Source organism: Blastococcus jejuensis, from assembly GCF_039534705.1.
Lineage (GTDB): Bacteria > Actinomycetota > Actinomycetes > Mycobacteriales > Geodermatophilaceae > Blastococcus_B > Blastococcus_B jejuensis.
In genome coordinates, this window is the sequence record NZ_BAAAVV010000002.1 from 267084 (window position 1) to 285060 (window position 17977).

Genomic DNA, 17977 nt, shown 5'->3' on the forward strand with positions numbered 1-17977 from the left:
GCTCCCGGCCTCCACTCGGACGCCCGGTCACATGCCGGGGCCCTCCCAGTGGGACCGCTTGTTGGTCTCCACGGACACGGAGTCGGTGAGCCCGTGCTGGTGGTGCGACTCCTCGATCTCGTGGGCGGCCTCCTCCAGGACGCTCGGTACCGCCTTCCGGGGAAGGAGGCGGCGGACCAACGGCCACAGCACGATGAGTCCGACGATGCAGTACACGACCACCGAGATCGGCTCGAACAGGCCGCCGACGTCGCCGTTGCTGAGCTGCAGCGCCATGCGCAGCTTCTCCTCCGCGAACGGACCGAGGATCACCCCGATGATGGCCGGCAGCACCGGCAACCCGTAGCGCCGCATCATGAAGCCGAGCGCGCCGATGACCAGCAGCAGGAACAGGTCGAACGGGTTGGCGTTCGCCGCGTACGCGCCGAGGCTGGAGAAGAACAGGATCCCGGCGTAGAGGTACGAGCGGGGGATCCGCAGCAGCTTCGCCCAGACCGGCGCGAGCGGCAGGTTGAGCACCAGCAGCACGGTGTTGCCGATGAAGAGGCTGGCGATCAGGCCCCAGACCAGCTCGGGCTCGTTGTCGAACAGCTGGGGCCCGGGCTCGATGCCGTAGCTCTGGATGGCCGCCAGCATGATCGCCGCGGTGGCCGTCGTCGGGATGCCCAGCGTGAGCATCGGCACGAGCCCACCGGCGGCCGAGGCGTTGTTGGTGGCCTCCGGACCGGCGACGCCCTCGATCGCCCCCTTCCCGAACTCCTCGGGGTGCTTGGAGAGCCGCTTCTCGGTGACGTAGGACAGGAACGTGGGGATCTCGGCGCCACCGGCGGGGATCGCGCCGAACGGGAAGCCGATCGCGGTGCCGCGCAGCCACGGCTTCCAGGAGCGGCTCCAGTCGCTGCGGTTCATCCGCGGGTTGCCGACCGGGATCACGTCGATCGGCTTGCGGCGCAGGTGGGCTGCCGTCCACAACGCCTCGCCCACGGCGAAGAGGCCGACCGCGACGACGATGACGTCGATGCCGTCGGCGAGCTCGGGGATGCCGAACGTGAGCCGCTGCTGGCCGGAGGTCTTGTCGATCCCGATCAGACCGATGGTCAGGCCGATGCCCAACGCCGCGAGACCCCGGACCCGGGAGCTGCCCAGCACCGAGGTGACCGCGATGAAGGCGAGCAGCATGATCGCGAAGAAGTCGGCGGGGGAGACCTCCACGGCCAGGTCGGCGACCGTCGGTGCCACGAGCGCGAGCGCCAGCGTGGCGATGGTGCCGGCGACGAAGGACCCGATGGCCGCGGTCGCCAGGGCCTGGGCGGCGCGGCCCGACTTGGCCATCTTGTTGCCCTCGATGGCCGTGACCACCGATGCGCTCTCGCCGGGGGTGTTCAGGAGGATCGACGTCGTCGAGCCCCCGTACATGCCGCCGTAGTAGATGCCGGCGAACATGATCAGCGCGCTGGTGACGTCCAGGCCCCGCGTGAGCGGGAGGAGCAGGGCGATCGTCATGGCCGGGCCGATGCCGGGCAGCACGCCGATCGCGGTGCCGAGGAGCACGCCCAGGAAGGCGTACAGCAGGTTCTCCGGCGTCAGGGCCGTACCGAACCCGACGAGCAGCTGGTTCAGCGCGTCCATCAGAGGATGCCCTTCAGGATGCCGACGGGCAGGACCACGCCGAGGCCGAGGGCGAACAGGTACCAGGAGCCGAAGGACAGGGCGAGGGCGATCGCCGCGTCACGGATCCAGTGGCGGCTGCCAAGGGCGAACGCCGACCCCCAGAACAGGATCGCGCCGGAGAACGGCCAGCCGAGACTCTCGATGAGCAAGGCGTTGGAGACGAACGCCACGGCGAGCATCAGGACGGTGCGCCAGTCGCTGCGCCCCGTCAGCTCGACGTCCTCGCCGCCCTCCGGCTCGCCACGGCCACCGCGGAACACGTCGAGGGCGAGGAAGCCGCCGACGATCACGAGCATGCTGCCGACCACGATCGGGACGCTGGAGGGGCCGACGGGACCACGTGCGATCAGGCTCTCCGGCAGCATCAGCGCCTGCACGACGACGAGGGCGCCGAGCGCCCCCAGGAACAGGGCCACTCCGTACTCGGAGCGGCCCTGCTCCCGGGTGCCGCCGGGGGCGGCAGAACTCACACCAGCCCCAGCTGGGTCATGACGTCCTCGACGCGGCTGCTCTCGTCGCTCAGGAACGAGCTGAACTCGTCGCCGGTGATGAACGCGTCGGTCCAGCCGTTCTCCTCGAGAGCCGACTGCCAGCTCTCGCTGTCGTGCATCTCGGTGATCGCGTCGACCCACTTCTGGGTGTCGTCGTCGGAGATGCCGGGGGGCGCCACGATGCCGCGCCAGTTGGCGAAGACCAGGTCGACGCCCTCGTCGGTGAGGGTCGGGGCGTCGACGCCCTCCACGGCCTCCTCGCTGGTGACGGCCAGGATGCGGACGTCGCCCACCTCGGCCGACTGGGCCACCTCGCCGACACCGGTCGCGGCGAAGGCCACGTCCCCGCCGAGGATGCCGGCCAGCAGCTCGCCGCCGCCGTCGTAGGCGACGTAGTTGACCTCCGTCGGCTCGACGCCGACCTCCTGGGCGAGCAGCATCGGGGTGAGGTGGTCGGGTCCACCGGGGTTGGACGCGCCGCCCACGGGGGTGTTGCCGGGGTCGGCCTTCCACGCGGTGACCAGGTCGTCGAGCGTCTCGTACGGGGAGTCGCCGGGGACGACGATCGCCTCCGCCTCCTCGATCAACTTCGCGACCGGGGTGGTCTGGTCGAGGGTGGCCTCGGACTGGTTGCTGAACTGTGCGCCGACGACACCGAGGCCCATCTGCATGAGCATCTCGGCGTTGCCGTCCTCGTTCACCAGCCGCTGGAGGCCGACCGTGCCGCCGGCGCCCTCGACGTTGAACACCTCGACGCCCTCGGCGATCTCGCCGTCCTCCATCGCTGCGGCGACGGCGCGGGCCGTCGTGTCGTAGCCGCTGCCAGTGGAGTTGGGGACCATGAACCGCAGGCCGCTGATCGGGCCGTCGTTGCCGCTACCGGAGGCGGAACCGCCCTCGGCCGTGGTCCCGCATCCGGTGAGCACGAGTCCGGCGGCGAGACCACTGCTGATGGCGCCGACGGTGAGCTTCCGCATGGAAGCAGTGCGCATTGTGTCCTCCTGTGTGTCCGGCGGATTGCCCGCCGATTGACAGCAAGGTCGCAACCAGGGTGGTCCGTGTCACCCTTGCGTGCGCAATGAGCTTTGTGGTCGTTGTGTCCACGGCCCGGCCGGGGTCGGCCCCGTGCTGGACTGGGCGTGTCCCGCCCCCGACGTCAGGAGATGCACGTGACCGAGCTTGCGAGGTCACGCATGGACACAGCACCGCTGGTCACGTGGCCGACGAGCGCCAGCGAGGAGGGCGCGTGACCCGGCGGCTCTCGCTGGCCGGCCAGCTGCTCGCCCTGCAGGTGATCATCATCTGCGTGGTGCTCGTCGGCGTCGCCGCGGTGACGGTCGCGCAGACCATCCAGGGGGCGCACGAGAACGAGGGGCGCCGCGCGCTCGCCGCTGGGGAGTTCATCGCGAACGCGCGGGCCACCCGCGAGGCGATCGAGGAGTCGGGCGTGCGCTACCTCCGGATCGCCGCCCTCAGCACCCGCACCGCGTTCGATGCGGCGTCGGTGACCATCGTCGACGAGCACCGCACCGTGCTGGCCAGCACCGAGTCCGACCTGCTCGGCACGCGGTTCCCGATCGGGGAGAGCACGGTGCTCAGAGGCCGGTCGTGGTCCGGCGAGGGTTCCTGGGACGGCCGGCCGGCCGCGATCGCGATGGTGCCGGTCCTCGACCTCGACGGCGAGACGATCGGCTTCGCGGCGGTGTACCGCGCCTTCCCCTCGGTCGGCGAGGGGCTGGTTCGTGCACTGCCCAACCTGCTGACGTACCTCGGGTTGGCGAGCGCGATCGGCATCGGGGGCTCACTGCTCGTGGCGCGCCGGGTCAAGCGGCAGACGCTCGGCCTCGAGCCGGCCGAGATCACCGGGCTGGTCGAACACCGCGACGCGATGCTGCACGGCATCCGCGAGGGCATCGTCGGCCTGGACCTTCGCGGTCGGGTCACGCTGGTCAATGACGAGGCCATCCGCCTGCTCCGCATTCCGGGTGACGCGCTCGGCCGGACCCTGGAGGACCTCGGTGTGGGCGAGGAGGTGAGCGACGCCCTCCTCGCCGGTGAGGTCGAGCAGGACCGGGCGGTCGCCAGCGCCGGGCGGGTCCTCGTGGTCAACCGGCGCCCGATCGTCAACCGCGGCCGCGAGATCGGGTCCGTCACGACGCTGCGCGACCGGACCGAGCTGCTCGAGCTGCGCCGGGAACTCGTACTCACCCGGCACGTCACGGACACCCTCCGCGCCCAGGCCCACGAGTTCGACAACCGCCTGCACACCATCGCCGGCCTCATCGAGATCGGCGAGGGCGACGAGGCGGTGCGCTTCGTCCACCGGATCAGCTCCAGCCGGTCGGAGTTCAGCGCGGCGGTGACCGGCGCCGTCCGCGATCCGTCGATCGCCGCGCTGCTCATCGCCAAGGCCAGCCAGGCGGCGGAGCTGGGCGTCGCCCTGCGGATCGCCCCCGATTCCTCCCTCCCGGTGCTCGGGGACGAGCTCAGTGCGGACGTCGCCACCGTGGTGGGCAACCTGGTCGACAACGCGCTGGAGGCCGCCTCCACCGCGCCCCAGCGCTGGGTGGAGGTGTCACTCGGGCTGGTCGACGGCGAGGTGGACGTCGTCGTCCGCGACTCGGGACCCGGAGTGCCCCCAGGTATGGAGCGCGAGATCTTCCGCCGCGGCGTCTCGACGAAGCACGGGGAACAGGCGGGCGAGCGGGGGATCGGGCTCTCCCTGGTGCACCTGATCTGCACCCGCCGCGGCGGCGACGTGACCGCGACAGCGGTCGGCGGCTCCACTTTCACCGCCCGCCTCCCGGTCGACGCCGAGACGCTTGACGAGACGCTGGTGGACGCGTGATCAGCGTCCTGATCGTCGACGACGACTTCATGGTCGCCAAGGTGCACGCCGGCTTCGTGGCGGCGCTCGACGGCTTCGAGGTCGTCGGGACGGCGTCGACGGGCGCCCAGGCGCTGGAGGACGTCGTTCGGCTCCGGCCCGATCTCGTGCTGCTGGACGTGTACCTGCCCGACATGACGGGACTGGACGTGCTCCGCCGGCTGCGGGCCGCCGCCTGCCCGTCCGACGTGATCGTCATCAGCGCGGCCCGGGACGTCGACAGCATCCGCTCCGCCCTGCACGGCGGCGTCCTCCACTACCTCGTGAAGCCCTTCGACCGCCGGACCTTCGAGACCCGGCTGCGGGACTACGCCGTGCTGCGCAGCGACCTGGCCGAGCTGGAGGAGGCCGGCCAGACCGACGTCGACCGGGTGTTCGGGGGTTCCCGCGGTCCGGTGTCCTCTGCCCCGGCCGCGACACCGAAGGGGATCGCCCCTGAGACACTGGAGCTCGTGCGAGCGACGCTGGGCGCCGCCGGTGCCGAGGGACTGTCGGCCACGGAGTGCAGCGAGCGCAGTGGCCTGGCGCGGGTGAGCGCGCGCCGCTACCTCGAGCAACTCGTCGCCCAACAGGAGGCGGACGTCCGCCAGCGGTACGGCACGGCCGGCCGGCCGGAACGGCGGTTCACGCTGCGCGGCCAGCGCCGGCCGGGCTGACGGGCGCCTGTACGCAACGACCACAACCACCGTTAGCGCCGTAATGCTGACGACACGCGCTCGCTGCGCCAGGCTGCCCGCATGACCATCGTCGTGGGCTACGTCCCCACCCCCGAGGGCGAGGCCGCGCTGACGGCAGCACTGGCCGAGGCGCGGCTGCGCGAGCAGCCCCTGCACGTCGTCAACTCCGCCCGCGGCGACTCGCTGATCGACAGCCGGTTCGTGCAGGAGCAGGGACTCGAGGAGCTGCGCGCCCGCCTCGACGCCTCCGGGGTCGTCTACGAGATCGACCAGAAGGTGCGCGGGCGCGACGCCTCCGAGGAGGTCGTCGAGGCCGCCGACCGGGTGAAGGCCAACCTGATCGTCATCGGGCTCCGGCGGCGCACGCCCACCGGGAAGCTGATCACCGGCAGCCAGGCGCAGCGGATCCTGCTCGACGCGAACTGCCCCGTCCTGGCGGTGAAAGCCGACTCCTGACGGCCCCGCTCTGGGCCGGCGGGCTAGGCGAGGTCGAGGCCGGCGCCCGGAGCCTCGGCCAGGTTGCGGAAGATGGTCCGGAGGCTGTCGGCGAGGTGCGCGGCGATCCCGGCGGCCGCGGCGTCGGCATCCCCGGCGAGCAGCGCGTCGCAGATGACCAGGTGCTCGGCCACCGAGACGTCGACCCGCTGCGGGTCGACGTGGGAGAGGTTGCGCAGCCGCGCGGTGTGCGGCCGCAGCTCGGCGATCGTGCGCCGCAGGTGCTCGTTGCGGGTCGCGCCGATGATCGCCCAGTCGAACCGGTCGGCCAGCTCGTAGAACGCCCGGGACCGTGCCTGCGAGGGGACGCGGCGCTGGATGCGGGTGAACTCGGTCCGCAGCTCCGCGAACGCCCGCTTCAGCTCGGGGTCGGTGGCGGCGGCCTGGGTCGCCTGGCGGATCGCCTCGGGCTCGAGCATCGCGCGGAAGTCGAACAGGTCGCGCACGTTCTGCAGGGAGACCCGGGAGACGCGGGCCCCCTGCCGCGGGGTCAGGTCGACCAGGCCCTCGGCGGCCAGGCGGCGCAGTGCCTCCCGGACGGGGGTGCGCGAGGCGCCGGTGCGCTCGACCAGCGACAGCTCGGACAGCGGCGTGCCGGGCGCCAGCTCGCCCAGCTCGATCTCCTCCTTGAGCTGCCGGTGCACGAGGTCGGCCTTGCTGACGGCCCCGTCGGCCAGGGGGGAGCTCATCGTGCCACCGCCGCCGGGAACGGGACGCCGGTCTCCGCGGCCAGGCCGCGCAGGTCGCCGAGGGACTGCTCGGCCAGGAGGATGCCGCCGGCGGCCAGGGTCGCCGCCTCGGCGCGGTCCTCGACCTCGCCCGGGTAGAACACCTCGTCGAAGCCCTGGGCCAGCGGCACGCCCTTCACCTCCGCGATCAACTGCTCGACCCGGCCCTCGTATCCCTCGCGGTCGCCGAACGCGGCGGGGTCGAGGGCGAGGAAGAGGTGCCCGCACCGGCTCCGCGCCGCGGCCTCGTACGGCCCGTGCACCTCGCTGCCGACACCGCTGCCGGTGAGCGCACCCGAGAGGACGTCCATGAGGAAGGTGATCGCGTACCCCTTGTGGCCCGCCATGGGCAGGATCACGCCCAGCACCCCCTCCGCCGCGTCGGTCGTCGGCGCACCGTCCGGGCCCATCGCCCACGTCTCGGGGATCGGCTCGCCCCGGTTCTTCGCCAGGTAGATCTTGCCGCGCGCCACCGCGGTGTTCGCGATGTCGACGGCGACGACGCGCCCGCCCGGCCCTGGGGCCGCGATGGACCAGGGGTTGGTGCCGAGCACCTTCTCGCGGCCGCCCCACGGCGCCATGGCCGGGCTCGCGTTCGTGGTCAGGACGCTGACGCACCCGTCGGCCGCGGCGCGGCGGGTGAAGTACATCGCCGTCCCGAAGTGGTTGGAGTTGCGCACGCCGACGACACCGACACCGAACCGCCGCGCACGGTCCACGGCGGTCGTCCGCGCCCGCTCGGCCAGCACCTGGCCGATCCCGTCGCGGCCGTCGAGGAGCAGGAGGGGACCGGTGTCGGACAGCACCTCCGGGGAGGTGCGGGCCAGCATGGCGCGGCTGCGGAGGCGGGCTGCGTACCAGGGGAGGCGGAGGAAACCGTGCGACTGGTGGCCCCACAGGTCGGCCTGGACGAGGCTGTCGGCGACCAGGGCGGCGTCGTCCTCGGGGACCTCGAGGGTGGCGAGCACCCGGGTGCCGAAAGCCCGCAGTCGGTCGGGCGCGATCCGCGGCCCGGTCGCGTGCTCCACCCTGTGTCCCATGCTGTATACAGTAACGCATACACAAGACCGACGGAACGAGGACGGCGATGTTCAGCCTGGTGGTCCAGTTGGAGGTGCGGCCGGGGTCGCGCGAGGAGTTCCTCGCCGGCATGACCGCGAACGCGCAGGCGTCGGTGCGGGACGAGCCCGGGTGCCTGCGCTTCGACGTCTGCTCGGTCGAGGGCGACGAGAACCGGTTCGTCCTCTACGAGCTCTACGCCGACGCCGACGCGTTCGCCGCGCACAAGCAGGCGCCGCACTTCCACGCGTGGCGCGAGGTCGCCGACCGCGTGGTCGCGTCGCAGCACAACACCCCCGGCACGCTGGTCGCCACGAACTCGGCGGAGGTGGCGGCGTGAGCGCGCCGAGGACCCAGCCCCTGCCGCCGTCGATGGTGCTGCGGCCCGAGGAGATCGAGCGCTTCGACCGGGGCAACGGCGTCGTCACCGTGCCGTTCGTCGGCAAGTGGAACTGCGCCGACAACGAGGTCACGACCGGCATGACGGTCTTCACCCCGGGCACCGGCATCCCGCTGCACTCGCACAACGTCGAGGAGACGGTGCTGGTGTACGAGGGCGAGGCCACCGCCGTGGTGGGCGACGACGAGTTCGACCTCGTGGCCGGTCAGGCCACGTGGGTGCCGGCCGGCGTGCCGCACTGCTTCCGCAACCGGGGCGCCGGGCCGATGACCATCTACTGGGTCTACGGCGGCCGCGATGTCACCCGCACGATCACGGCCACGGGGGAGACCTTCGAGCACCTCTCCGAAGCCGACCGTGGCGCTGGACCCGTGCGCCGGGGCGATAGCGCGGCGCGCTCGTGACCGCCGTCGTCACGGTCAACCCCGCCACGGGGGAACGCCTCGCGGAGTACCCCGCGTTCTCCGACGCCGACGTCGACGCCGCCCTGGACCGGGCGGCCGTCGCGCAGACCGGCTGGGCCGCGCTGACCTTCGCCGAGCGGGCGGCCGTCCTGCGCCGGGCCGCCGGGATCCTGCGAGCCGAGGTCGACGGTCTGGCGCTGCTGGTCACCCGCGAGATGGGCAAGCCGCTCGCCGAGGCCCGCGCCGAGGTCGAGAAGTGCGCCACGGCGTGCGACTACTACGCCGAGCACGCGGGGGACTTCCTCGCCGACGAACCGGTCGCCACCTCGGCCGACCGCAGCTGGATCGGCTACGAGCCCGTCGGTGTCGTGCTCGCGGTCATGCCGTGGAACTTCCCGCTCTGGCAGGTGCTGCGGTTCGCCGCGCCCGCGCTGATGGCCGGCAACGCCGCGCTGCTCAAGCACTCGCCGAACACGACCGGCTGCGCGCTGGCCGTGCAGCGGGTGCTGGACGCCGCCGGGGCGCCCGAGGGGCTGTTCACCGCACTCGTCGTCGCCGAGCCGGACGTCCCCGCGGTGACGCGGCGGCTGATCGGGGACCCGCGCGTCGGGGCGGTCACGATCACCGGCAGCGAGCGGGCGGGCATCGCCGTCGGTTCGGCAGCCGGCAGCGCGATCAAGAAGTCGGTCCTCGAGCTCGGCGGGTCCGACCCGTTCGTCGTCCTGGCCGACGCCGACCTGCCACGGGTGGCCGCCCTCGCCGCTCGGGGGCGCCTGCTCAACGCCGGGCAGAGCTGCATCTCGCCCAAGCGGATCGTCGTCGACGCGTCCGTGGCCGAGGAGTTCACCCGGCTGCTGGTCGACGAGGTCTCGGGGCTGGTCGTCGGCGACCCGGAGGCACCGGGCACCGACGTCGGCCCGATGGCCCGCGCCGACCTGCTCGACGGGGTGCACCGGCAGGTGGAGGCGTCCGTCGCGGCCGGAGCCCGGCTGCTCGCCGGGGGGTTCCGGCTGGAAGGCCCCGGCACCTTCTACGCACCCACCGTGCTCGCCGACGTCGTCCCCGGCCAGCCGGCGCACGACGAGGAGGTCTTCGGCCCGATCGCCGCGGTGATCGTCGCGAACGGCGACGACGACGCCGTCCGGATCGCCAATGACACCCGCTTCGGCCTCGGCGCCAGCGTCTGGACGTCGGACCCGGCGCGCGGGATCGCCGTCGGCCGGCGGATCCGCTCGGGCGCGGTGTTCGTCAACGCCCTCGTCGCCTCCGACGTCCGCATGCCCTTCGGCGGCACTCGGGCCAGCGGCCACGGGCGGGAACTGGCCGCCGCCGGCATCCGCGAGTTCGTCAACGTCCGCACCTGGTGGGTCCTCGACGAGCCCGCCGCGACCGCCCCGGCCGCCGAATGAGCACCTGCCGCCTGGGCGTCCTGCTCGGCGACGGGATCGGGCCGGAGATCACCCCGGCCGCGGTGGCCGTCGTGGACGCCGCGCTCGCCGCGGTGGGGGCGCCGGCGATCGAGTGGGTCGAGCTGCCGATGGGGCTCGCCGCGATCCCGGAGCACGGCAGCGCCCTGCCGGCATCGACCCTCGAGGCCCTCGCCGGCACCGACGGGTGGCTGCTCGGCCCCGTCGACGGCGTGGCCTACCCGGAGCCGCAGCGTTCGCAGCTGAATCCCAGCGGCGCGCTGCGCAAGCACTTCGACCTCTACGCCAACGTCCGGCCGGCCCGGGCCTTCGGGCGGGCCATCGGGCGGGCCGTGGTGCCGGGCGCCGACCTGGTGATCGTGCGGGAGAACACCGAGGGCTTCTACGCCGACCGCAACACGTTCGCCGGCACCGGTGAGTTCATGCCGACGCCGGACGTCGCCGTGACCATCGGCATCATCACGCGGGCGGGGGTGGAGCGGATCGCCGTCGCCGCCTTCGAGCTCGCCCGGCGCCGCCGCAAGCACCTGACGATCGTGCACAAGGCGAACGTCCTGCGGCTCTCCATGGGGCTGTTCCGCGACGTCTGCCGCGAGGTGGGGGAGCGCTATCCCGACGTCGTCGTCGACGACCTCCACATCGACGCGATGACCGTGCACCTCGTGCGCCGCGGCGCGGACTTCGACGTCGTCGTCGCCGAGAACATGTTCGGCGACATCCTGTCCGACCTGACCGGGGAGCTCGCCGGGTCGCTGGGCATCGCGCCGTCGCTGAACAGCTCGGACACGCGGGCCATGGCCCAGGCCGCGCACGGGTCGGCGCCCGACATCGCCGGCCGCGACATCGCCAACCCGATCGCGATGATCCTGTCCTCAGCGATGCTGCTCGACTGGCTCGGCAACCGCCGGGGCGACGAGCGCCTGGTCGACGCCGCCCGGGTCGTCGACGACGCCGTCCGGGCCGTCGTCGACGGGGGAACCAGCACGCGCGATCTCGGCGGCACCGCCACCACGAGCAGCTTCATGGCCGCCGTGGTGGAGCACATCGCCGCGGGCGGCTAGCGGCTCAGGTGCCGGCCGGGCCGTCGGTCGCCAGCCGGCGGGCCGCGGTTCCGGCCAGCGCCAGAGCGGCCGCGGTCGCCCACAGGACCCCGGCCGCCCCGACCCCGGCGGCGACCAGCCCGACCGCGCTCGGGATCAGGACCTGCCCCAGCCGGTTGCCGGTGAGCCGCAGCGACATGGCCCGGCCGCGCAGCCCCGCCGGTGCGACCTCGGCCAGCCACGACATCGTCAGCGGCTGCCCGACCCCGAGGCCGAGCCCGAGCAGCACGACCAGGACGGCGGTGGCGGCCGGCGGCATGGGCACGGCGACGGCGGCCATGGCCGCGGCCGAGAGCGCGACGCTGACGATCATCAGCCGGCGCCGCCCCACCCACGCCACGAGCCGGCCGAGGAAGAACCGGGACGTCATGGACGCGACCGCCCGGAGGGTCAGCAGCACGCCGACGAGGCCGGCCGCCAGCCCGCGGTCGGCGCCGAGGGCGGGCAGGTAGACCAGCGTGATGTCGACGGCGGACAGCACGACGCAGCTGATCACGAGGGCGCGGACCAGCCCGGGCAGGCGCAGCAGCGTCTTCATGCCGCCGGTCTCGGCTGCCCTCCCGGCGTGTTCGCCGGCCGGGATGCGCAGGACGGCGGTGCAGGCGATGAGCAGCACGCCCAGCACCGTGGCGACGGCGAAGATGGGGCGGGTGTCGGGGAGGGCGCTGGAGCCGCCGAGCAGCGTGATCAGCGCCGGCCCGATCGCCTGCCCGAGCGACGCGGCGAAGGTGTAGTAGCCGAAGGCGGTGTCGAACCGACCGGGCCCCGCGGTGTTGGCGACGGCCGCCTGCTGGCCGACGACGGAGAACAGATGGCCGGTGCCCAGCACGACGCTGCCGAGCACCAGGCCCGCGGCCCCGCCGAGCTGGGTGAGGAACACGACCCCGGACAGCGCCACGAGGACCGAGCCGACGAGCATGACGCGTCGCTCGCCGAAGCGGTCGGTCGCCTGCCCCGAGGGCACCGCGAGCAGCAGCGGGACGACGGCGAAGCTCGCGGTCAGCGCCCCCAGCCACGCCGCCGGCACGTCGAGCTCGATCGCGCGGTAGGCCGACGTCGGCCGGAGCACGAACGTGACGACCTGGGTGAGCGCGGAGTGCAGCAGCAGCAGTCCGAGCAGGCGTCGTCCTCCGGGCCGCCCGAGCATCCCCGTCACCGGTCCGGGCCGCCGTCCCGGTGCTGGTCGCCGGTGAGCCGCTCCGCGGCGCGTGCACCGAGGCTGGCGGCCACGTGGCGACGCATCACGTCGGCCGCCGCCTCGCTGTCGCCGTCCCGCACGGCCTCGAACAGGAGGCGGTGTTCCTCGGCCGACCGGGCGCGGTCGGCCTCGTCCCGCTCGTCCGCGAGCGCGTGCAGCCGGTAGCGGTCGCTCTTGTCCCAGAGTCCGTCGAGGGCCTCGGTGAGCAGGGCGTTGTGGGCGGCGCGGTAGATGGCGGCGTGGAACCGCCGGTGGTGCTCCAGCTGGTCGAGCGAGGGGTGGCTGGACAGCGACTCGAGGCCGGCGAGCACGGTGGCGATCGCGGCCAGCTCGTCCTCGGAGCGGCGGGTGGCGGCCAGGGACGCGGCGAGCGGGTCGAGGTGCTGCCGCAGCTCGACCAGCTCCCGGGCCTCGGTCGCGTCCAGGGGCGCGACCCGGGCGTCTCGGTGCGCGTCGAGGGAGACCAGCCCCTCCTGCCGGAGGCGCCGGAGGGCCTCGCGCAGCGGGGTGGTGCTGATGCCGATCGTCCGCGCGAGGGTGGCCTGGGGCAGGACGGCGCCGGGCTCGAGCTCGCCGGAGAGGATGAGCGCGCGCACCCGGGTGTAGGCGAGGTCGCTCTTGGTGGCGAAGGGGGCGCGGTCGTCGACAGCCCTGGCGTCAGGGGTCCTCGGATGCACGCTGCCCCTTTCCGCTGGCCCATGGTCGGGCCTGATTATAGGTTATAACCGTTGCCTCATCCTCCTGCGAGAGCGAGTGATCCCCTGATGACCTCCACCCCGTCGCCGGCCACCACGGACGTGTCCGACGCCCACCCGGAGGCGCAGGTCTGCGACCCGCTCTTCCAGAGCTTCGGCGGGCGGACCGCCTTCAGCGGACCGATCGCGACCCTCAAGGTGTTCGAGGACAACAGCCTGGTCCGCGCGGCGGTGGAGCAGCCGGGCGAGGGTCGCGTGCTCGTCGTCGACGGCGGCGGGTCGCTCCGCTGCGCCCTGGTCGGCGGCAACCTCGCCGTGCTCGCGGCGGAGAACGGCTGGGCCGGGGTCGTGGTGAACGGGGCCGTGCGCGACGTCGACGAGATCGACGCCCAGCCGATCGGCGTGCGTGCCCTGGCCGCTCATCCACGGCGCAGCGAGAAGGGCATGCACTCGGGCCAGATCGGGATCCCGGTGATCTTCGCCGGCGTCGTCTTCCGCGAGGGCGAGTGGGTCTGCGCCGACCGCGACGGCATCGTGGTGCTGCCGCAGGCGCCCGCGAGCTGAGCTCAGCGGCGACGCAGCAACCGGGCCAACCGGTGCCGACGGCCGCGTGCCAGTTCCGCCGGCGTCGCGGACTCGCGCTCGATCTCGGGTTCGGCCTCGATCTCGGCGTGCCGTTCGCGCAGGCGGGCCCGCACGTCGTCGGGGGTGTACGCGCGGCGCTGGCGCTCGTTGCGGGCGAGCACCGCCCCGGTGGCGGCGACGCCGGCGAGGCCGGCCAGTCCGATCAGCTTCCAGGGGCGCACGGTCGCCTAACGTAGTCGCCCGTGCCCCAGCTCACGCTCGACGAGGCCGTCGACCTCACCCGCACCGGCGACGTCTGGATCTTCCGCGGCGAGTCGGTGGCCGACCGGGCGATCCGGGCATTGACCAACGCGCCGGTCAACCACGTCGGCATGGCCGTGGTCCTCGACGACCTGCCGCCGCTGATGTGGCACGCGGAGCTCGGCAAGTCGCTGCCCGACGCGTGGACCGGGCAGCACCAGCGCGGCGTGCAGCTGCACGACCTGCGCGACGCCGTCACCACCTGGCACCGCCGGTACGCGCAGCGGGCGTGGCTGCGGCAGCTGGTCGGGCCCGCCGACGACGGCGGCGTGACACCCGCGATGGAGGACGCCGTCCTGCGCACCATCGCCCGGCTCGACGGCAAGCCGTTCCCGACCACGCGCGGCCTGGCCACCGGCTGGATCAACGGGCGGCTGCGGCGGCAGACCACGACCGAGGCCGTGTACTGCGCCGAGCTCGTCGCGGCCACCTACACCGCGATGGAGCTGCTCCCGGCGCACCGGCCGCAGAACTGGTACGACCCGGGCCGCTTCTGGTCCGGCGACGACCTCGAGCTGCTGCAGGGCGCGAAGCTGGGCCCGGAGATCCCGGTCGCCGTCCCGGACGCCTGACCCGGCGCCTCAGGTCGCCCCGCGCACCCGGTAGGTCGACTGCACCATGCCGCCGGCGAAGGTGCGGGTGCCCGCGTGCTCGAGCAGCACGTCGGCCGGCAGCTCGCCGAAGGGCGTGTGACCGCTGCCGATGAGCACGGGCACGCGCGAGAGCGTCAGGTCGGCGATCAGCCCGGCGGAGAGGAAGGTGTGCACCGTCCGGCCGCCGTCGACGTACACCCGCCGGTACCCGGCCGCGTTGAGCCCCGCGACCGCGTCGGCGAACGAGCCGTGCACGGTGATGCGCGGATCGGCGCCGGGCTCCAGCGTCGTGCTGAGCACGTGCACCGGCTTGCCCTGGTAGGGCCACTCCTCGAACGGCGCGAGGAACTCGTAGGTGCTGCGGCCCATGAGCAGCGCGTCGATCCCGGCGAGGAACCCGCCGAAGCCGAAGTCGCCGCCCTCGCCGTCGTCGGGTGGGCCACCGCTGTCGTCGCCGCCGGTGAGCCAGGTGATGTCGCCGTCGAGGCGGGCGATGAACCCGTCGACGCTCATGCCGAGGAAGACCGAACCGGTGAAGGACGCGTCCATGCGCGGCACTGTGCCGCACGGATACGACATCGTGATCGGGCTGCCGCGCCTGGCGACCGCGCCTTCCGGTGCTACCGGGGCGCCGCCCTGGGTGCGGCCGCCATCGCGATCCCGGCGTAGGCCGCGGCGAGCGTGCCGCTGATCCGCGCCGCGCGGCCGTACCGGGCGGACCCGGCGAACGGCACCATGCTCGCCGCGTGCAGCAGGTCGAGCGCCGAGCCCGCCCGGACCAGCGCCGGGTCGGGCAGCACGAGCACCGCGCCGTGCTGGACCAGCAGCCGGGCGCCGAGCAGGCGTACCAGCCACACGCGGTCGTGCGGGAGCTCGGGGCACAGCCGGTCGACGATCCGCTGCGGCCGGGTCAGCAGCACCGCCCCCGAGGCCGCCCCCAGCCCGGCCAGGAGCCGGGTCAGCCTGCGGTGCCCGACGTCGTCGTGCCCACCCCGAGTCATGCCCGGGACGCTAGCGCCCCCGCCGGCACGGCCGTCACCGCGTCCCGGTTCTCCGGCAGCGGCGCGAAGCCGCGCAGCCGCAGGCTGTTGGTGACGACGAAGACCGAGCTGAACGCCATCGCGGCGCCGGCGATCATCGGGTTGAGCAGCCCCGCGGCCGCGAGCGGGATCGCGGCCACGTTGTAGGCGAACGCCCAGAACAGGTTGCCCTTGATCGTGGCCAGCGTGCGCCGGGCCAGCCGGATGGCGTCGGCGGCGCCGCGCAGGTCGCCCCGCACCAGGGTCAGGTCGCTGGCCTCGATCGCCACGTCGGTGCCGGTGCCCATGGCCAGCCCGAGGTCGGCCTGGGCCAGGGCCGCGGCGTCGTTGACGCCGTCGCCGACCATGGCGACGGTCCGGCCCTCGTCCTGCAGCCGCCGGATGACGTCGACCTTCTCCTTGGGCAGCACCTCGGCGATCACGGCGTCCGGGTCGATGCCGACCTCGGCGGCGACCGCTCGTGCCGCCGCGGCGTTGTCGCCGGTCAGCAGGATCGGGGTCAGCCCCAGGTCGCGCAGCTGCCGGACGGCCGCGGCCGACGTCGGCTTGAGCGCGTCGGCGACGACCAGCACGCCGCGGGCGGCGCCGTCCCAGCCGACGGCGATGGCGGTGCGCCCGGCGGCCTCCGCGTCGGCGGTGGCCCGCTCGAGCTCGGCGGGCAGCGGCAGCGACCAGTCGGCCAGCAGCGCCCGGCGCCCGACGACGACCGCCCGGCCCTCGACGACCCCGGTCACCCCGAGCCCCTCGACGTTGGCGAAGCCCTCGACCGCGGGCAGGTCACCGGCCCGCTCGGCGGCGGCCCGGGCGACCGCCTGCGCGATCGGGTGCTCCGAGGCGGCCTCCAGCGCGCCGGCCACCCGCAGCAGCTCCTCGGCGTCCTGCCCGGCGGCGGGGACGACGTCGCGCAGGGTCATGTGCCCGGTGGTGACGGTCCCGGTCTTGTCGAGGACGACGGTGTCGACCCGGCGGGTCGACTCGAGCACCTCGGGGCCCTTGATCAGGATGCCGAGCTGCGCGCCGCGGCCGGTGCCGACCATGAGCGCGGTCGGCGTGGCCAGGCCCAGCGCGCAGGGGCAGGCGATGATCAGCACGGCGACGGCCGCGGTGAACGCCGCCGGCAGGCCCGCGCCGGTGCCGATCCAGAAGCCGAGGGTGCCGACGGCCAGCGCCAGCACGATCGGCACGAACACGCCCGACACCCGGTCGGCGAGCCGCTGCACCTCGGCCTTGCCGTTCTGCGCGTCCTCGACCAGCCGGGCCATCTGGGCCAGCTGGGTCTCCGAGCCGACGCGGGTGGCCCGCACGACCAGCCGGCCGCCGGCATTGACCGTGCCCCCGGCCACGATGTCGCCGGGACCGACCTCGACCGGCACCGGCTCCCCGGTGAGCATCGAGGCGTCGACGGCCGACGAACCCTCGGTGACCTCGCCGTCGGCGGCGATCTTCTCGCCGGGACGCAGCACGAACTCATCGCCCACGGCGAGCTCGGCCACCGGTACCCGGCGCTCGACGCCGTCGCGGAGGACCGCCACGTCCTTCGCGCCGAGCTCGAGCAGCGCGCGCAGTGCCGCTCCGGCCCGGCGCTTGGACCGGGCCTCGGCGTACCGCCCGGCGAGGATGAACGTCGTCACCCCGGCCGCGGCCTCGAGGTAGATGTTGGCGCTGCCGTCGCCGCGGACGATCGTCAGCTCGAACGGGTGGGTCATGCCGGGCATGCCGGCCGACCCCAGGAACAGCGCGTACAGCGACCACGCGAACGCCGCGATCGTGCCGAGGGACACGAGGGTGTCCATGGTGGCGGCGCCGTGCCGCAGATTGGTCCACGCGGCGCGGTGGAACGGCGCGCCGCCCCACACCACGACGGGGGCCGCCAGCGTCAGCGACAGCCACTGCCAGTACTCGAACTGCAGCGCCGGGACCATCGCCATGGCGACCACCGGCACGGTGAGCGCGGTGGAGATCAGCAACCGGTCGCGGAGCGACCGCGCCGGGTCGTCCTCGGCCGCGGGTTCCGCCACCGGCGGCGCGGGCAGGGCCGCCGTGTACCCGGTCTGTTCGACCGTGGCGATCAGGTCGGCGGGCGTGATGCCCTCGGCGAAGGTGACCTTCGCCTTCTCGGTCGCGTAGTTGACGGTGGCCGTGACCCCCTCGAGCTTGTTCAGCTTCTTCTCGATGCGGTTGGCGCACGACGCGCAGGTCATGCCGCCGATGAGCAGCTCGACGTCGG

Annotated in this window: 20 protein-coding genes; 9 read left to right on the forward strand and 11 right to left on the reverse strand. The window is 73.6% G+C overall.

All coding sequences use genetic code 11. The annotated features are described in order from the left end of the window. Positions 1-27 precede the first annotated feature (27 nt). From ABD644_RS05010 to ABD644_RS05020, 3 genes are read right to left on the reverse strand one after another with little or no spacing between them, the layout of a single operon-like run. The gene (locus tag ABD644_RS05010) at positions 28-1629 is read right to left on the reverse strand and encodes a tripartite tricarboxylate transporter permease (protein ID WP_344687505.1); all 1602 of its coding nucleotides are present in this window, start codon (positions 1627-1629) and stop codon (positions 28-30) included. Beyond that, a complete protein-coding gene (locus tag ABD644_RS05015) occupies positions 1629-2141 on the reverse strand; it encodes a tripartite tricarboxylate transporter TctB family protein (protein WP_344687506.1) in 513 nt (170 codons plus the stop codon). Before ABD644_RS05015 ends, ABD644_RS05010 begins: the two co-directional genes overlap by 1 nt. Then, a complete protein-coding gene (locus ABD644_RS05020) occupies positions 2138-3154 on the reverse strand; it encodes a Bug family tripartite tricarboxylate transporter substrate binding protein (RefSeq protein WP_344687507.1) in 1017 nt (338 codons plus the stop codon). Before ABD644_RS05020 ends, ABD644_RS05015 begins: the two co-directional genes overlap by 4 nt. Positions 3155-3408: 254 nt before the next feature. On the opposite strand from ABD644_RS05020, the gene ABD644_RS05025 reads away from it, so the two are divergent. From ABD644_RS05025 to ABD644_RS05035, 3 genes are all read left to right on the forward strand, one after another. Continuing rightward, complete coding sequence (locus ABD644_RS05025; protein WP_344687508.1) at positions 3409-5010, forward strand: sensor histidine kinase; 1602 nt, start codon at positions 3409-3411, stop codon at positions 5008-5010. Next, on the forward strand, positions 5007-5705 hold the full coding sequence (locus ABD644_RS05030) for a response regulator (RefSeq protein WP_344687510.1): 699 nt from the start codon (positions 5007-5009) through the stop codon (positions 5703-5705). Before ABD644_RS05025 ends, ABD644_RS05030 begins: the two co-directional genes overlap by 4 nt. Positions 5706-5786: 81 nt before the next feature. Beyond that, positions 5787-6182, forward strand: coding sequence for a universal stress protein (locus ABD644_RS05035; RefSeq protein WP_344687511.1), 396 nt, complete (start codon positions 5787-5789; stop codon positions 6180-6182). A 23-nt stretch (positions 6183-6205) separates the two neighbouring features. On the opposite strand, the gene ABD644_RS05040 is transcribed toward ABD644_RS05035, so the two are convergent. Next, the gene (locus ABD644_RS05040) at positions 6206-6910 is read right to left on the reverse strand and encodes a GntR family transcriptional regulator (protein ID WP_344687512.1); all 705 of its coding nucleotides are present in this window, start codon (positions 6908-6910) and stop codon (positions 6206-6208) included. After that, positions 6907-7989 carry an Ldh family oxidoreductase gene (locus ABD644_RS05045; RefSeq protein ID WP_344687514.1) on the reverse strand — a complete coding sequence of 361 codons (1083 nt, stop codon included), beginning with the start codon at positions 7987-7989 and terminating at the stop codon, positions 6907-6909. Before ABD644_RS05045 ends, ABD644_RS05040 begins: the two co-directional genes overlap by 4 nt. A gap of 47 nt (positions 7990-8036) precedes the next feature. Between ABD644_RS05045 and ABD644_RS05050 the strand changes: the two genes are divergently transcribed. From ABD644_RS05050 to ABD644_RS05065, 4 genes are read left to right on the forward strand one after another with little or no spacing between them, the layout of a single operon-like run. Then, positions 8037-8348 carry a putative quinol monooxygenase gene (locus tag ABD644_RS05050; RefSeq protein WP_344687515.1) on the forward strand — a complete coding sequence of 104 codons (312 nt, stop codon included), beginning with the start codon at positions 8037-8039 and terminating at the stop codon, positions 8346-8348. Next, complete coding sequence (locus ABD644_RS05055; protein WP_344687517.1) at positions 8345-8812, forward strand: cupin domain-containing protein; 468 nt, start codon at positions 8345-8347, stop codon at positions 8810-8812. Before ABD644_RS05050 ends, ABD644_RS05055 begins: the two co-directional genes overlap by 4 nt. Then, positions 8809-10221, forward strand: a complete 1413-nt coding sequence (locus ABD644_RS05060; RefSeq protein ID WP_344687518.1) for an NAD-dependent succinate-semialdehyde dehydrogenase — start codon at positions 8809-8811, stop codon at positions 10219-10221. Before ABD644_RS05055 ends, ABD644_RS05060 begins: the two co-directional genes overlap by 4 nt. Beyond that, positions 10218-11300, forward strand: a complete 1083-nt coding sequence (locus ABD644_RS05065; RefSeq protein WP_344687519.1) for an isocitrate/isopropylmalate dehydrogenase family protein — start codon at positions 10218-10220, stop codon at positions 11298-11300. Before ABD644_RS05060 ends, ABD644_RS05065 begins: the two co-directional genes overlap by 4 nt. A gap of 4 nt (positions 11301-11304) precedes the next feature. Here the strand turns inward: ABD644_RS05065 and ABD644_RS05070 are convergent, their stop codons facing one another. Then, positions 11305-12486 (reverse strand): MFS transporter, encoded by a 1182-nt coding sequence (locus tag ABD644_RS05070; protein ID WP_344687520.1) that lies wholly within the window; start codon positions 12484-12486, stop codon positions 11305-11307. A gap of 5 nt (positions 12487-12491) precedes the next feature. Then, entirely contained in the window at positions 12492-13214 is a 723-nt protein-coding gene (locus tag ABD644_RS05075; protein ID WP_344687522.1) for a GntR family transcriptional regulator, read from the reverse strand. Between the two features lie 87 nt (positions 13215-13301). Between ABD644_RS05075 and rraA the strand changes: the two genes are divergently transcribed. Beyond that, the gene (gene rraA, locus ABD644_RS05080; protein ID WP_344687523.1) at positions 13302-13796 is read left to right on the forward strand and encodes a ribonuclease E activity regulator RraA; all 495 of its coding nucleotides are present in this window, start codon (positions 13302-13304) and stop codon (positions 13794-13796) included. Between the two features lie 2 nt (positions 13797-13798). Here the strand turns inward: rraA and ABD644_RS05085 are convergent, their stop codons facing one another. Next, positions 13799-14038: a hypothetical protein gene (locus ABD644_RS05085; RefSeq protein ID WP_344687524.1), complete on the reverse strand. Its 240-nt coding sequence runs from the start codon at positions 14036-14038 to the stop codon at positions 13799-13801. A gap of 21 nt (positions 14039-14059) precedes the next feature. Here ABD644_RS05085 and ABD644_RS05090 point away from each other — a divergent pair, with 21 nt between their 5' ends. Next, positions 14060-14689 carry a hypothetical protein gene (locus ABD644_RS05090; protein ID WP_344687525.1) on the forward strand — a complete coding sequence of 210 codons (630 nt, stop codon included), beginning with the start codon at positions 14060-14062 and terminating at the stop codon, positions 14687-14689. A 9-nt stretch (positions 14690-14698) separates the two neighbouring features. On the opposite strand, the gene ABD644_RS05095 is transcribed toward ABD644_RS05090, so the two are convergent. From ABD644_RS05095 to ABD644_RS05105, 3 genes are all read right to left on the reverse strand, one after another. Beyond that, the gene (locus tag ABD644_RS05095; RefSeq protein ID WP_344687526.1) at positions 14699-15259 is read right to left on the reverse strand and encodes a dihydrofolate reductase family protein; all 561 of its coding nucleotides are present in this window, start codon (positions 15257-15259) and stop codon (positions 14699-14701) included. Between the two features lie 71 nt (positions 15260-15330). Further along, on the reverse strand, positions 15331-15711 hold the full coding sequence (locus ABD644_RS05100) for a hypothetical protein (RefSeq protein ID WP_344687527.1): 381 nt from the start codon (positions 15709-15711) through the stop codon (positions 15331-15333). Then, positions 15708-17951 (reverse strand): heavy metal translocating P-type ATPase, encoded by a 2244-nt coding sequence (locus ABD644_RS05105; RefSeq protein ID WP_344688020.1) that lies wholly within the window; start codon positions 17949-17951, stop codon positions 15708-15710. Before ABD644_RS05105 ends, ABD644_RS05100 begins: the two co-directional genes overlap by 4 nt. Between the last annotated feature and the right edge of the window lie 26 nt (positions 17952-17977).

Excerpts from the sequence above, each read along its gene's own strand:
- ABD644_RS05010 (WP_344687505.1), bottom strand. The coding sequence starts at position 1,629 with ATGGACGCGCTGAACCAGCTGCTCGTCGGGTTCGGTACGGCCCTGACG.
- ABD644_RS05020 (WP_344687507.1), bottom strand. The coding sequence starts at position 3,154 with ATGCGCACTGCTTCCATGCGGAAGCTCACCGTCGGCGCCATCAGCAGT.
- ABD644_RS05035 (WP_344687511.1), top strand. The coding sequence starts at position 5,787 with ATGACCATCGTCGTGGGCTACGTCCCCACCCCCGAGGGCGAGGCCGCG.
- ABD644_RS05040 (WP_344687512.1), bottom strand. The coding sequence starts at position 6,910 with ATGAGCTCCCCCCTGGCCGACGGGGCCGTCAGCAAGGCCGACCTCGTG.
- ABD644_RS05045 (WP_344687514.1), bottom strand. The coding sequence starts at position 7,989 with ATGGGACACAGGGTGGAGCACGCGACCGGGCCGCGGATCGCGCCCGAC.
- ABD644_RS05050 (WP_344687515.1), top strand. The coding sequence starts at position 8,037 with ATGTTCAGCCTGGTGGTCCAGTTGGAGGTGCGGCCGGGGTCGCGCGAG.
- ABD644_RS05065 (WP_344687519.1), top strand. The coding sequence starts at position 10,218 with ATGAGCACCTGCCGCCTGGGCGTCCTGCTCGGCGACGGGATCGGGCCG.
- ABD644_RS05070 (WP_344687520.1), bottom strand. The coding sequence starts at position 12,486 with ATGCTCGGGCGGCCCGGAGGACGACGCCTGCTCGGACTGCTGCTGCTG.
- rraA (WP_344687523.1), top strand. The coding sequence starts at position 13,302 with ATGACCTCCACCCCGTCGCCGGCCACCACGGACGTGTCCGACGCCCAC.
- ABD644_RS05095 (WP_344687526.1), bottom strand. The coding sequence starts at position 15,259 with ATGGACGCGTCCTTCACCGGTTCGGTCTTCCTCGGCATGAGCGTCGAC.
- ABD644_RS05100 (WP_344687527.1), bottom strand. The coding sequence starts at position 15,711 with ATGACTCGGGGTGGGCACGACGACGTCGGGCACCGCAGGCTGACCCGG.
- ABD644_RS05105 (WP_344688020.1), bottom strand. The coding sequence starts at position 17,951 with ATGACCTGCGCGTCGTGCGCCAACCGCATCGAGAAGAAGCTGAACAAG.